This window comes from Labrys sp. WJW (genome assembly GCF_001676615.1).
Lineage (GTDB): Bacteria > Pseudomonadota > Alphaproteobacteria > Rhizobiales > Labraceae > Labrys > Labrys sedimenti.
This window is the reverse complement of record NZ_LYXZ01000016.1, coordinates 157,769-171,327: the sequence shown is the minus strand read 5'-3', so window position 1 is coordinate 171,327 and position 13,559 is coordinate 157,769. Positions and strand designations below refer to the sequence as shown.

At 65.8% G+C, this 13,559-nt stretch carries 11 protein-coding genes; 8 read left to right on the top strand and 3 right to left on the bottom strand.

Features of this window, described 5'->3' with window-relative positions:
* The 8 genes from BA190_RS11395 to mutL all read left to right on the top strand — a co-directional run.
* The coding region (locus BA190_RS11395; RefSeq protein ID WP_371260313.1) for a pseudouridine synthase at positions 1-2,075 on the top strand (2,075 nt) is incomplete at its 5' end.
* Positions 2,076-2,085: 10 nt separating this feature from the next.
* A complete protein-coding gene (gene rsmD, locus BA190_RS11390) occupies positions 2,086-2,643 on the top strand; it encodes a 16S rRNA (guanine(966)-N(2))-methyltransferase RsmD (protein ID WP_068286410.1) in 558 nt (185 codons plus the stop codon).
* A gap of 112 nt (positions 2,644-2,755) precedes the next feature.
* Complete coding sequence (locus BA190_RS11385; RefSeq protein ID WP_068286408.1) at positions 2,756-3,163, top strand: OsmC family protein; 408 nt, start codon at positions 2,756-2,758, stop codon at positions 3,161-3,163.
* Positions 3,160-3,420: a TfoX/Sxy family protein gene (locus tag BA190_RS11380; RefSeq protein WP_068286403.1), complete on the top strand. Its 261-nt coding sequence runs from the start codon at positions 3,160-3,162 to the stop codon at positions 3,418-3,420. The genes BA190_RS11385 and BA190_RS11380 overlap by 4 nt, the downstream gene beginning before the upstream one ends.
* Before the next feature lie 125 nt (positions 3,421-3,545).
* Positions 3,546-4,853: a pitrilysin family protein gene (locus tag BA190_RS11375; RefSeq protein WP_082979659.1), complete on the top strand. Its 1,308-nt coding sequence runs from the start codon at positions 3,546-3,548 to the stop codon at positions 4,851-4,853.
* Positions 4,854-5,029: 176 nt separating this feature from the next.
* The gene (locus BA190_RS11370) at positions 5,030-6,271 is read left to right on the top strand and encodes a pitrilysin family protein (RefSeq protein ID WP_068286397.1); all 1,242 of its coding nucleotides are present in this window, start codon (positions 5,030-5,032) and stop codon (positions 6,269-6,271) included.
* Positions 6,272-6,523: 252 nt separating this feature from the next.
* A complete protein-coding gene (locus BA190_RS11365; RefSeq protein ID WP_156771485.1) occupies positions 6,524-6,949 on the top strand; it encodes a hypothetical protein in 426 nt (141 codons plus the stop codon).
* Positions 6,950-7,239: 290 nt separating this feature from the next.
* Entirely contained in the window at positions 7,240-9,078 is a 1,839-nt protein-coding gene (gene mutL / locus BA190_RS11360) for a DNA mismatch repair endonuclease MutL (protein WP_068286390.1), read from the top strand.
* A gap of 79 nt (positions 9,079-9,157) precedes the next feature.
* Here the strand turns inward: mutL and BA190_RS11355 are convergent, their stop codons facing one another.
* From BA190_RS11355 to ileS, 3 genes are all read right to left on the bottom strand, one after another.
* Positions 9,158-9,787, bottom strand: coding sequence for a hypothetical protein (locus BA190_RS11355; protein ID WP_068286388.1), 630 nt, complete (start codon positions 9,785-9,787; stop codon positions 9,158-9,160).
* 123 nt (positions 9,788-9,910) lie between these two features.
* Positions 9,911-10,465, bottom strand: a complete 555-nt coding sequence (gene lspA, locus BA190_RS11350; protein WP_068286387.1) for a signal peptidase II — start codon at positions 10,463-10,465, stop codon at positions 9,911-9,913.
* Between the two features lie 3 nt (positions 10,466-10,468).
* Entirely contained in the window at positions 10,469-13,549 is a 3,081-nt protein-coding gene (ileS, locus tag BA190_RS11345) for an isoleucine--tRNA ligase (RefSeq protein ID WP_068286383.1), read from the bottom strand.
* Positions 13,550-13,559: the final 10 nt, after the last annotated feature.

Below are 13,559 nucleotides of genomic sequence, written 5' to 3'. Positions count from 1 at the left end.
AGGCTCGTCCCACTCGCCGACCGTTCCGCGAGCGTGACAGTGGCGAGGAACGCCCGTTCAAGCCCCGCCGCGCCGAGGAACGTGGAGAAGCACGCCGGCCGTTTCGATCGCGCGACGAGGGCACCGAAGGCGGTTTCCGGCCGCGCCGTGATGCGGAACGCGGGGAGGGCGCTGAGCGTCCCTTCAGCCGCAAGCCTCGCCGCGAGGGTGAGGACGGTGGGCGCTCCTTTGCACCACGCCGTTTCGACAGCTCTTTCGAGCCGCGCGAGGGCGGCCGCAAGGCCTTCGAGCCGCGTTTCGACGATCGCCAGGAGGAGCGCGGCCCCAAGCGCCCCCCGCGTCGCGCCGAGGCCAAGGCGGAAGCGGTGGCCAAGCCGGATGCCGAGGCCAAGACCGGCGCCTTTGCCGGGGAGCGTGTGGCCAAGGTGATCGCGCGGGCCGGGCTGGGATCGCGCCGCGATGCCGAGACCTGGATCGAGGAAGGCCGGGTCGCCGTCAATGGCGAGGTGCTGACCAGTGCGGCGCTCAATGTCCAGATGGACGACAATATCACCGTCGATGGCAAGCTCCTGCCCCGGCGCGAGCGTACGCGGCTGTGGCTCTACCACAAGCCCCGTGGCCTGGTGACCACGGAGAAGGATCCGGAAGGACGCCCGACCGTGTTCGAGAACCTCGATCCGTCGCTGCCGCGCGTGATGTCGGTGGGCCGGCTCGACATCAACACCGAGGGCCTGCTGCTGCTCACCAATGACGGCGGTCTGGCGCGCCAGCTCGAACTGCCCAAGACCGGCTGGCTGCGACGTTATCGCGTGCGGGCTTTCGGCGAGACCGATCAGGTCCAGCTCGACAAATTGTTCGAGGGGCTGACGGTCGACGGCGTCGACTATGGTCGCATCGAAGCGCGCCTCGACAAGGAACAGGGTTCCAATTCCTGGCTGACCCTCGGCTTGCGCGAAGGCAAGAACCGCGAAGTCAAGAACGTGCTGGGCTCCATCGGCCTGGAGGTCAACCGCCTGATCCGCGTGTCCTACGGGCCGTTCCAGCTCGGCGACCTGGCCGAGGGCGCGGTCGAGGAAGTGAAGACCCGGGTTCTGATGGACCAGCTCGGCCCCGAGCTGGTTGCCGAGGCCGGCTGCGAGTTCGAGGCGCCAATCCACGAGGCCGCCGGCGAAAAGCCGGTCAAAGCTGCGGCCAGGCCCGCAAAGGGTGGCCCGGCGCGCGGACTGCGTGTCAAGTCGGAGGAAGACGGCAAGGAACGCGTGATGCGTGGCAGCCTGGTCGAGGATCGCCATGGCCGGCGTGTGCTGGTCCAGCGGGTCGCTGACGTGGCCGACGAAAAGCCGGCTCGGCGCAAGCCCTTCCGTTCCCGCGACGAGGAGGGCGGCGACCGCCCCTTCAAGGCCCGCGCGCCTTTCCGGGATCGTGACGAAGGGGGCGAGCGTCCGCGCAAGCCCTTCCGTGCGCGTGCCGAGGAGGGCGGCGACCGTCCCTTCAAGCCCCGTCCTTCCTTCCGCGACCGCGACGAAGGGGGCGAGCGCCCGCGCAAGCCCTTCCGTGCGCGTGCCGAGGAGGGCGGTGACCGCCCGTTCAAGCCGCGTCCTTCTTTCCGCGACCGCGACGAAGGGGGCGAGCGCCCGCGCAAGCCGTTCCGGCCGCGTGGCGAGGAGGGCGGCGACCGCCCATTCAAGCCGCGTCCCTCCTTCCGCGACCGCGACGAAGGGGGCGAGCGTCCGCGCAAGCCGTTCCGGCCGCGTGGCGAGGAGGGCGGCGACCGCCCATTCAAGCCCCGTCCCTCCTTCCGCGACCGCGACGAAGGGGACGAGCGTCCGCGCAAGCCGTTCCGGCCGCGTGGCGAGGAGGGCGGCGACCGCCCGTTCAAGCCCCGTCCCTCCTTCCGCGACCGCGACGAAGGGGGTGATCGTCCGCGCAAGCCGTTCCGCCCGCGCGATGGAGAGGGCGGCGACCGCCCGTTCAAGCCCCGTCCTTCCTTCCGCGATCGCAATGATGGCGGTGAACGTCCCTCGCGTCCACGCCCAGGCGGCAAGCCGGGCGGTGCGCCGCGCCGGGGGCGTTGACGGCTGACCGATGCGCATCATCGGCGGGCAATTTCGCGGCAAGCAACTGGCTACACCGAAGTCGGAGGCGATCCGGCCGACTTCGGACCGCTTGCGTGAGACCTTGTTCAACATCCTCGCGCATGGCTATGACGATCCCGTGCGCGACGCACGCGTGATCGATCTGTTCGCCGGCACGGGCGCGCTCGGTTTCGAGGCCCTGTCGCGCGGAGCCCGCTTTGCCACCTTCGTCGACGAGGGCGCGGAGGCGCGTGGGCTGATCCGCTCCAATGTCGAGGCGATGTCCCTGGGCGGACGCACCCGCCTGTTCCGCCGGGATGCGACCAAGCTGGGCATGATCGGGCCGGGCGAGCCCTTCTCGCTGGCTTTTCTCGACCCTCCCTATGGCAAGGGGCTGGCATCACAGGCACTCGTCAGCCTTGCCGATGGCGGCTGGCTGACCAAGGGAGCGCTCTGCGTGGTCGAGGAGGCGACGGACGCCCCCCTCGAAGCGCCGCCCTCCTTCGCTCTGGCCGATCAGCGCGACTATGCGGGCACCAGGCTCAGCTTCCTCCATTACGAGCCCTGATGTCCGACGCCGGGGCGCATTGATCGGGCGACGGCTTCAGCCTCCGCTTGGCATCGCTTTCGCCTTTGCCGCCTTGCTGTCATGGTCGGTCGTATCCAAAACGGGGGCAGGCATGGCGACGGTAACGGTCGAACTGCGCAATGTCGGTGAGACGCAGGCAGCCATGGGCTGGGCCGGCGGACATACCATCGTGGTGGACCGCCCCGAGGGCAACGCCGGCGGCATGGGGCTCGGCTTCAATGGCGCCCAGCTGCTCGCTCTGTCGCTTGGCGGCTGCTTTTGCAACGACCTGCGCTACGCTGCGGAAGAAATGGGTGCCGCCGTCGATACCATCGCAGTCAGCGTCGCGCTGGAGCTCGAGGGCAAGCCGCTGTTGGCGACTGCTGCAAAGCTCAAGGTGCGCTGCCGCATGTCGGACGGGTCAGACCCGCAGCCGGTGATCGAGCGCGCGAAAACGATCTGCATGGTGGCCAATTCCCTGCGCAGCGGTGTACCGGTTGGCATCGAGATGGTCGCGTGAGCAGGCGCATCCGGGACATGCGCAATCTTGGCCCGGTCACCGAGCGCATGCTGGTCGAAGTCGACATCTGCAGTCCGGAGGATCTCCGGCGGCCGGGAGCCGTCGCCGCCTATCGGCGCCTGAAGTTCCGGTTCGGGCGCGGCATCAGCCTGAACGCCCTTTATGCCTTGGAAGGAGCCTTGAGCGATCGGGACTGGCGCGAGATCGACCGAGGCTTGAAGGAATTGGTCGACCGGAAGGAGGAAGGGAGCCGGTAGGGATTGTTTTCTTCGGACCTATGCCTTGCTAGGCTCATGCTCCAGGGGGTAAGGGATACTTCACTTCCCGCGTTTCCTACCCATATTGGGTGGATCTTTCGCTTTCCCTCCCGATCGGACCTTTCATGACGCTTGCGCTTATCCCCGGTCTCGGCGGTGCTTCCCATGCCCAGGGCCCGGCGATCACGGATTTCACGCTTCCCAACGGCTTGCATGTGGTGGTCATTCCCGACCGCCGTGCGCCGGTGGTCACCCACATGGTCTGGTACAAGGTGGGCGGGGCGGACGAGCCGAAGGGCAAGTCGGGCATCGCGCATTTCCTCGAGCATCTGATGTTCAAGGGCACGGAGAAGAACCCGGGCGGCTTTTCCAAACAGGTTGCGGAGCTGGGTGGCCAGGAGAACGCCTTCACCTCCTATGACTACACCGCCTATTTCCAGCGGGTGGCCAAGGAGCATCTCGGCACCATGATGGCCTTCGAGGCCGATCGCATGACCGGGCTCGCCCTTACCGACGAGGTCGTCGACCCCGAGCGCAACGTCGTGCTCGAGGAACGCAAGATGCGGGTCGACAACGATCCCAATTCGCAGCTTGCCGAAGAGATCGCCTCGACCCTGTTCACCCACCATCCCTATGGCACGCCGATCATCGGCTGGGAGAACGAGATCGAAGGCCTCAGCCGGCAGGACGCCATCGATTTCCACAGCCGTTTCTACACGCCGAACAATGCCAGCTTGATCGTGGCTGGTGACATCACGGCCGACGAGGTGCGCGAACTGGCCGAAACCCATTACGGCCCCGTGGCCAGGCGTGCCGACCCGCCGCCGCGTCTGCGGCCGCAGGAGCCCAGGCAGCGCGCCGACCGCCGCGTCCGGCTGGCCGACAAGCGGGTGGAGCAGCCGATCTATCAGCGCCATTGGCGTGCGCCTTCCTATATCCAGGCCCGCAATGGCGAGGGCGAGGCGCTCGACCTCCTGTCGCAGATCCTTGGCGGCGGGCAGACTTCGCGGCTTTATCGTGCCCTGGTGGTCGACAAGAAACTGGCTTCGGCCGCCGGCGCTTTTTATGGCGGTTCCGCCGTGGACGAGACGCGTTTCGGCGTCTGGGCCATCCCGATGCCCGGCGTCAGCTTCGAGGCGCTGGAGGCAGCCGTCGACGAGGAGATCGGGCGCATCGTTGCAGAGGGCGTGAGCGAGGCGGAATTGGAACGCGCCAAGACGCGCCTCGTCGCCGACGCGATCTATGCCCAGGACAACCAGTCGACCCTGGCGCGCTATTACGGCGCCACCCTGTCGGTCGGCGGCAAGGTGGAGGACCTGCAGCTCTGGCCGCAGCGCATCGCCGCCGTGCCGTCCGGAAGACTGCCGGAAATGGGCCGGGCCGTTCTGCTGGAGGGCAAGTCGGTGGTCGGCCTGCTCGAAGGGCAGGCTTGATACGTTTCGCACGTCATGATGGATGCAGCCAGGCAGACCGGCAGCGCCGTCTATGATTGTCTGGATTGCTGCGCCGCGCTTTTCCTGTCGGGAGTCTTGCAGCGGCGTATCAGTCTCCTGCCGTCATCGCCGGCCTTGCCGGTTGTGACGATCGGTTTTTGTGAACGAGTGTTTTCATGATCCAGAAGATCGTCTCGCCTCTTGGCATCGAAGCCTGGCTGGTCGAGGACTATGCCGTACCTGTCATCGCCATCGACTTCGCCTTCAAGGGCGGAGCGGCGCAGGATCCGCCCGATAGGCCAGGCCTTGCCCACATCATGTCGGCGCTGTTCGACGAAGGGGCCGGTCCGCATGACGACGAGGCCTTCCAGCGCCTGATGGAGGAGAATGCCGTCGAGCTTTCCTTCCATGCCGCTCGCGACCAGATCAATGGCTCGTTGCGCACGCTGGCTGATCGCAAGGCTTTCGCCTTCGATCTTCTCCACTATGCCGTCAGTGAGCCGCGTTTCGAGGAAGCCGCGGTGGAACGCGTGCGCCAGAGCCTGCTGGCCAGCTTGCGCCGTGAGGCCAGCGATCCCAACGCCATGGCATCGCTGGCTTTTTTCGCCGGGCTTTTCCCCGACCACCCCTATGGCCGTCCGACCCGCGGCACGCTGGAGAGCATCGGTGCCGTCAACCGGGACGAAATCGCGGCCCAGCACCGCCGCCTGCTCGCCAAGGACGGGCTGACGGTGTCCATCGTCGGCGCCATCGATGCCCACGATGCCGAGGAGATGCTGGACAAGGTGTTCGGCTCGCTGCCGACCACGGCCCTGCTGCAGCCGGTGCCGGAGGCCCAACTCGCGGGCCTGGGCACTCGCAAGGTGATCGATCTCGACGTGCCGCAGACCGTACTGCAATTCGCCACCCCCGGCGTGAAGCGCGACGATCCCGACTTCATGGCCGCCTTCCTGCTCAACCACATCTATGGCGGCGGCAGCTTCTCCTCGCGCCTGTTCCAGAAGGTGCGCGAGGAGAGGGGCTTAGCCTATTCGGTCTCCACCCAGCTCGGCGCATTGGCCCGCGCCGCCTTTGTCGGCGGTGGCGTTGCCACACGAAACGACAGGGCGGCTGAAAGTCTTGCCATCATCGAGGCGGAGATGGCCGAGCTCGCCAGCAACGGGCCCGGCGCTGCTGAATTGGAAAGCGCCAAGAAATACCTTACCGGCTCCTATGCGCTGCGCTTCGACTCATCGACAAAGATCGCCAACCAGCTGACCATGATCCAGATCGAACGGCTTGGCATCGATTTCATCGATCGCCGCAACGGCCTGGTCGAAGCGGTGACGCTGGACGACACCAAGCGCGTGGCCCGGCGGATGTTTGGAGGTGGCAAACCCTTCGTCGTGGCCGTCGGGCGCCCGGAAGGGCTGTCCTAGGATCGCAGGAGAACTCCTGATGCCGACCCGCGTCATCCCGGCGATGACCGGGTAAAGGCATTGCACCACAAAGAACATGGCGAAGAACGGCAAGAAACGACGAGAAGATCGAGCTCGATCGAACGTTTTCTTCTCGCCGGACAAGGTTAAATCGTTCTGCTTACGTCACACTGACTATTGCACGAAGGGGCCGACTGCATCACCCTGTCGCTCGTCGAGAAGCGGCGGGGGTCGCTCAAGCGGGAGGATGTCATGAAGCTTTGGAGTGTTTCGGCTGTCGTCCTTGTTGGTCTCATGGCGGCAGGCTGCGTGAGCACCGGTCTAGGCACCTCGCGCGGGCCTGGCGCCAGCGGCGCTGCCGTCGCGGTGCAATCCGGGCTCGTCAGCAAGATCGATCAGTTTTCTTATATTACCCCAGCCTGCCGGGAAGTGCCGGGCGTCGCGGCTAGCGTCACCAAGCAGGCGGGCTATGGCCGGGTGAATATCCGTAGGACCCGCGACTTTTCTCCTTATGAGGCCGGCAATTCCAGCGCCGCCTGCAATTCACGGCGCGTGCCGGTCTGGCAGGTGCTCTATACTTCCGCACCCGGTTATCGAGGTCCGGACCAATTTGCCTATCGCAAGGCTTTCCCCGATGGCAAGGTGCTCGACGTCATCGTCAATGTCGATGTGCAATAGGGCAAACAGGCGTTCATGACCGGACGCTTCCTTGCTCGCGCTCTTTGCTTCCAGCCGGTCCAACGGATCGGCTAGAGTATCTCTGCGATTTGCAGTGCTTTCGCCAAATCGCAAAACGCCTTGGAGCTTGAGGCTTGCCTGCCGGCCGTTCCGATGGCCGGCCCCATGGTGTATTGTTTCCGGCACGTGACGCATTCGTTCTCCACTCGGAAGGGCGAATGCATCAAGCCCTTGATTTTGCGCCTGATTTTTCTCTGGTGGAAAGCAGGCGCTGATGGACGATTCGCCCTATGGCCATCCGTGCTCTCCCCCAGATCCTGATCGACCGCATCGCCGCCGGCGAGGTGGTGGAGCGGCCGGCGAGTGCCGTAAAGGAATTGGTGGAGAACGCCATCGACGCCGGCGCCCGCCGCATCGAGATCGTCACCGAGGGCGGCGGGCAGCGCCTGATCCGCATCGTCGACGACGGTTCAGGCATGTCGCCCGAGGACCTGGCTTTGGCCGTGCAGCGCCACGCGACGTCCAAGCTGCCGACCGAAGACCTGCTCGCCATCGACACGCTGGGTTTTCGCGGAGAAGCCTTGCCATCCATCGCCTCGGTGTCGCGCCTCAGCATCACCACGCGCGAGCGTGGCTCGTCCACAGGGGCCGTGATCGCCATTGAAGCCGGCGAGCACCAGGCAATCCGCCCGGCAGCGATCGGGGAGGGCACGCGCATCGAGGTGCGCGACCTTTTCTATGCCACTCCGGCCCGCCTGAAATTCCTCAAGACTCAGCGTACCGAAGCGGCCGCGATCGGCGATGTCGTCAAGCGTCTCGCGATGGCCAACCCCGCCATCGCCTTCACTTTGGCCGGCGAAGACCATTCTCCCTCGACCTGGCCGGCCGGTGACGAGGAGACGCGCCTCGGCACCTTGCTGGGTGCCGACTTCATCGACAATGCGATTGCCATCGACGTGACGCGCGGGGATGTCCGCCTGCATGGCCATATCGGTCTGCCGACCTTCAATCGCGGCACCGGGCAGCACCAATATCTGTTCGTCAACGGGCGGCCGGTGCGCGACAAGCTGTTGCTGGGTGCCGTGCGCGGTGCCTATGCCGATCATCTGCCCAAGGACCGCTTTCCGGTTCTGGCCCTCTTCCTCGACATCGCCTCGCAGAATGTCGACGTGAATGTCCATCCGGCCAAGGCGGAGGTCCGCTTCCGTGATGGCGGCTTGGTTCGCGGCCTGATCGTCTCGGCGATCCGCTCCGCGCTGGAGCGGGAGTCAGGCCGTAGCTCAAGCGGCAATGCCGATGTCGCCCTCGGCCTGCTCGCCCGCAGCCTCAACCGCCCTGCCGATCTCGACTGGGATTGGCGGGCGTCGCCCGCGGCGCCTCATCTTGCGGGTATGGGAGACGGCGGCCTGGCTGGCGGTGGCATGGGCAATGGTGGCTTGGCTGCAGGAAGCGGTTTCGCGGCGCCCGCCCAGGCCGGATTCGACGCGCTGGTGATGCCTTCCGCGGATGCGCGCGCCACGGCAGTGTCTCCCGCGCCCGACAGTCTCGACCGGCCGCTCGGCGCAGCCCGCGCGCAGCTGCACGAGACCTATATCGTGGCCCAGACTCGGGAGGGCGTCGTCATCGTCGACCAGCACGCCGCCCATGAACGCCTGGTCTATGAGCGCCTGAAGCGCGAGCGCGCGGCCGCCGGTGCCAAGTCGCAATTGCTGCTGATTCCGGAAGTCGTCGACCTCGATCCTGCCGATGTCGAGCGCCTGACTGCGGCGAGCGAGGATCTGGCGGCTCTCGGCCTGGTCGTTGAGCCGTTCGGGCCGGGTGCCCTTCTGGTACGCGCCACCCCGGCTGCGCTCGGCAGCACCGATCCGGCCGCGCTGATCCGCGACCTCGCCGACGGCTTTGCCGAATGGGGTTCGGAGATCGTGCTGGAGCGGCGCCTCGACCATGTCGCTGCCACCATGGCTTGCCACGGCTCCGTACGGGCCGGGCGGCGCCTGTTGCCGGCGGAGATGGATGCGCTCCTGCGCGAGATGGAAGTCACTCCCAATTCAGGCCAGTGCAACCACGGCCGGCCGACCTATGTGACGCTGAAGCTCGGCGACATCGAGGCCCTGTTCGGGCGACGGTAAACCCGAAACGGGAATGCACAAACGAAAGGGCCGGTCTTGGAACCGGCCCTTTGGCATTTCGCTTGTTCGACCGCTTTTCTTACTTCACCCGCGGGGTCTTGAAGACTCGGTCGAACCAGGATTCACTCTTGTTGCCCTCGGAAGGCAGGGGCTCGTTGCCGGCAAGCGGGGCCGAGGCGAGCGGCTTGCGGTAGCCAACAGGCGGCTCAGTCAAGGAACGGCGTGGCGGTTCGACGCCGGCGGCGAGTGGCGTGTTGTCCTCGCCGAGGTTGAGGCGCTTCTGCAGCTCGCTGGGCTTGAGCGGAACCGAACTGGCCTTGGCCGCGTCAAACGGCTCCGGCGCGTCGACCCGACCGGCACCCGGCACGCGGCCTGCCGCCATCTCGTCAGGCGAGAGCCGGCCATCGCCGTGCTCGGCCTTGCTGCGCGGCATCACGCCGGCGGCCTTGCGCTTCTTGTAGTCGGGATCCACCGGCCAGTTCGGGTCATTGTCCGAAGTCGCAGCCGTGCCGGGCGGCGGCAAGTCTAGCTTGCCCGGCTTGGCCAGCGGTGCACGGTCGGAATAATTGATCGCCGGCGCATCGTCACTGGTGCCGAGCATCTTCTGGAAGAAGTTCTGACCGAGGGACTGCGCATTCGCCGCACCCGTCGGCGCCAGGGCAACCAGTGCCGTCGCCGCAGCCAGGCCAAGCCAAATCTTTGTCCGCATCCTGTATCCCAATCACTGCTAGATTTCGGTGCAAATTCCGGGAGAGACTTTCGCTCTACTGCCCGGAAAATGCGTCAAAACCAAGAAACCACCGCTCCTACGAGCAACCAGTACCTGAAAAAGTCAGGAAGACCCGTGCGTCTGTGGCTCTTTGTTCACCACCATGTCATACAACAGCAGGGCCACGCCCGCAACGATGGCGACATCGGCCAGGTTGAAGACATACCAGGAAAAATCGCCGGCATGGAGCAGGAAGAAGTCGGCAACGCCTTCCCGCTGCAGCCAAGTGGGGGCCAGCGGTCCCTCTATCGCCAGCAACCCGTCGACGGCATTGCCGATGGCGCCGCCTATGATCAGGCCGATGCCGATCGCCGATGATTTCGTGTGGATACGGGCAAGCCAGGCGAGAAGAAGCACGGTGGCAATGAGGCGAAAGGCGACGAGCAGGATGAGGCCGATCTGGCTTTCCTGCTGGAACAGGCCGAACGATACTCCCCGATTCCAGACCAGGGTGAACTTCAGGAACGGCGTCCAGTCGACGGCCTCCTGATACATGATCAGCTCACCGATCTGGAAGATGTGGAGCGCCCAATATTTGAAGCCCTGATCGATGATGATGGCGAGAACCGCCACCATCACCCCGATGAAGGTGTAACGCCCGAAAAACACTGACTTCATCCCTCAGGCTCCCGCCGCCTGCCATTCGCGCATCGCCGCCGCGTCGCGCGGGGTGATGTCCGGGAAGGCGGGGTCGGCGGTCTTCGGATCGAAATAGCGCCAGGACCGCGCGCATTTGACACCATCGGCCCGGCCGGGAACGACGGCGATGCCGGCAACGCCGTCGAGGCGATAGGCCTCGGCCGGACCTTCGTCGGCCTGTAGCGTCAAGCCGGAGACGATGCAGACATCCTCGAAATCGACGCTGTGCAGGACCGCCAGCGTCGCTTCGTCTGCGACATGGACGGTTGGTGCAGCCTCGAGCGAAGAGCCGATGCGCTTGGCCGCGCGCTCATGCTCCAGTGCGCCGGTGACCACGCGCCGTGCCTCGCGCACGAGCTCCCACTTCTGCGCAAGCGCCGGGTCGAGCCAGGCAGGATCGGCCGCCGCGAAGGGCTGCAGATGCACCGAGTTCTCCTCGCCGAAGCGGGAGGTCCAGGCCTCTTCCATGGTGAAGCACAGCACCGGCGCCAGCCAGGTCGTCAGGCAGGTGAAGAGCCTGTCGACCACGCTCAGCGCAGCCCGGCGGCGCAGGGACGATTTCGGATCGCAATAGAGCGCGTCCTTGCGTACGTCGAAATAGAAGGCGGAGAGATCAGCCGTCATGAACGTCGCCAGCAAGGCGACCACGCGCTTGTAGTCGTAGCTTTCATAGGCGGCCCGCACCTCGCCATCGAGCTCGGCCAGCCGATGCAGCATCAGCCGTTCGAGTTCCGGCATCTGTCCGGCGGCGACACTGTCGCCTGCCTCGAAATGGGCGAGCGTGCCCAGCATCCAGCGGATGGTGTTGCGCAGCTTGCGATAGGTGTCCTCGACCGTCTTCAGGATCTCGGGCCCGATGCGCTGGTCATCGGCATAATCGGTGGTGGCGACCCAAAGGCGCAGGATATCGGCACCGGAACGCTTGATCACGTCCTGCGGGGCGACGGTGTTGCCGATGGACTTCGACATCTTGCGGCCCTGCTCGTCGAGCGTGAAGCCGTGGGTGACCACGATGTCATAGGGCGCCCGCCCGCGCGTGCCGCAGCTTTCCAGGAGCGAGGAATGGAACCAGCCGCGATGCTGGTCGGAGCCTTCCAGATACATCACGGTGTCGTCGCCGCCATCGACCTTGCGCTTGATGCCGGCGAGGCCCGGGAAGTGCTTGGGATCCTCCAGCGTGAAGGCATGGGTGGAGCCGGAGTCGAACCAGACGTCGAGGATATCGTTGACCTTGACCCAGCCTTCACCGGCGCGCGCGCCGAGGAAACGCTCGGCGGCACCCTCCTGGTACCAGGCGTCGGCGCCTTCGGTTTCGAAGGCTGCCGATATCGCCTGGTTGACGGCCTCGTCCTTGAGGATCTCGACGCCACCACCCGGCTTGTCACGCATGAACACGGCGATCGGCACGCCCCAGGCGCGCTGGCGCGACACCACCCAGTCAGGGCGGTTGGCGATCATGCCGGTGATGCGGTTCTCGCCGGCCGCCGGCACCCATTGGGTCTGCCGGATGGCGTTGAGGGCGAGCTCGCGCAGCGACGAGCCGTCACCGAGCGTCGGCCCGACATCGTTGCGCAGGACGCCCTCCTCCGTACGGGCCGGCGTCGCCGCCGGTACGGTGCCCGGAGCCACCTCGTCGATGGGCTTGTCCATCGCGATGAACCATTGCGGCGTGTTGCGGAAGATCACCGGCTTCTTCGAGCGCCAGGAATGGGGGTATTGGTGCTTGATACGGCCACGGGCCACCAGCTTGCCGTCGGCGACCAGTGCCTTGATCACGGCGTCATTGGCATCGCCCTTGTCGCCCTTCTCGGTGATGACGCGCTTGCCGGCAAAGCCGGGGGCGTCGGCCGTGTAGAAGCTGTCGCCATCGACGGGATAGGGGATATGCGTGTTGATGCCGCGCGCGTTCAGTTCGCGCTGATGCGCCGTCCAGACGTCGAAGTCCTCGCGGCCATGGCTGGGGGCGGTATGCACGAAGCCGGTGCCGGCTTCGTCGGTGACATGCTCGCCCTCGAGCAGCGGCACGTCGAAGCCGTAGCCGGGGTCGAAGCCCGCCAGCGGATGGGCGGCGGTGAGGCGCGCCAGCTCGCCGGCCTCGACGCCGCCGAGGCGCTCATAGGCTTCCACCTTGGCTGTTTTGAACACCTCCTCGGCCAGCTTGTCAGCCAGGATGAAGCTGTCGCCCACCTTGGCCCAGTTGTTCTCGGGCGCTGATGTGACGAGATAGAGCCCATAGGCGACGCGGCTCGAATAAGCGATGGCGCGGTTGCCCGGGATGGTCCAGGGCGTGGTGGTCCAGATCACGAAGGCGGCCTTGGCCAACTCGTCGCGCGTGGCACCCGAGCGCACCGGAAACTTCGCCCAGATCATGTCGGAGGTATGGTCCTCATACTCGATCTCGGCCTCGGCCAGAGAGGTCTTCTCCACCACCGACCACATCACCGGCTTGGAGCCGCGATAGAGCTGGTCGCTCATGGCGAATTTCATGATCTCACGGGCGATCTGCGCCTCGGCCGCATAGGCCATGGTGAGATAGGGATGCTCCCAGTCGCCTTCGACGCCCAGGCGCTTGAACTCCTCGCGCTGCACGCCGACCCAGTGCTCGGCGAAGGCCCGGCATTCGCGGCGGAACTCGACCAGCGGCACCTCGTCCTTGTTCTTGCCCTTGGCGCGGTACTGCTCCTCGATCTTCCATTCGATCGGCAGGCCGTGGCAGTCCCAGCCCGGGACATAGTTGGAATCGAAACCGAGCATCTGCTGCGAGCGCGTCACCAGGTCCTTCAGGATCTTGTTGAGCGCGTGGCCGATATGGATGTTGCCATTGGCATAGGGCGGGCCGTCATGCAGCACGAATTTCGGCCGGCCGGCCGAGATGTCGCGCAGGCGCTGGCGCAGATTCTGGGCCTGCCAGCGGGTCAGGATCTCCGGCTCCTTCTGCGGCAGGCCGCCGCGCATGGGGAAGGCCGTCTGCGGCAGGAACAGGGTCTTGGAATAGTCGTAAGCCCCAGAGCTCGCCTTCGAGCTCTCGGCGGTCTCGCTGGAGGGGGACGCAACATCGGTCATGAACAGGGAT

Excerpts from the sequence above, each read along its gene's own strand:
- rsmD (WP_068286410.1), top strand. The coding sequence starts at position 2,086 with ATGCGCATCATCGGCGGGCAATTTCGCGGCAAGCAACTGGCTACACCG.
- BA190_RS11385 (WP_068286408.1), top strand. The coding sequence starts at position 2,756 with ATGGCGACGGTAACGGTCGAACTGCGCAATGTCGGTGAGACGCAGGCA.
- BA190_RS11375 (WP_082979659.1), top strand. The coding sequence starts at position 3,546 with ATGACGCTTGCGCTTATCCCCGGTCTCGGCGGTGCTTCCCATGCCCAG.
- BA190_RS11370 (WP_068286397.1), top strand. The coding sequence starts at position 5,030 with ATGATCCAGAAGATCGTCTCGCCTCTTGGCATCGAAGCCTGGCTGGTC.
- BA190_RS11365 (WP_156771485.1), top strand. The coding sequence starts at position 6,524 with ATGAAGCTTTGGAGTGTTTCGGCTGTCGTCCTTGTTGGTCTCATGGCG.
- mutL (WP_068286390.1), top strand. The coding sequence starts at position 7,240 with ATGGCCATCCGTGCTCTCCCCCAGATCCTGATCGACCGCATCGCCGCC.
- BA190_RS11355 (WP_068286388.1), bottom strand. The coding sequence starts at position 9,787 with ATGCGGACAAAGATTTGGCTTGGCCTGGCTGCGGCGACGGCACTGGTT.
- lspA (WP_068286387.1), bottom strand. The coding sequence starts at position 10,465 with ATGAAGTCAGTGTTTTTCGGGCGTTACACCTTCATCGGGGTGATGGTG.
- ileS (WP_068286383.1), bottom strand. The coding sequence starts at position 13,549 with ATGACCGATGTTGCGTCCCCCTCCAGCGAGACCGCCGAGAGCTCGAAG.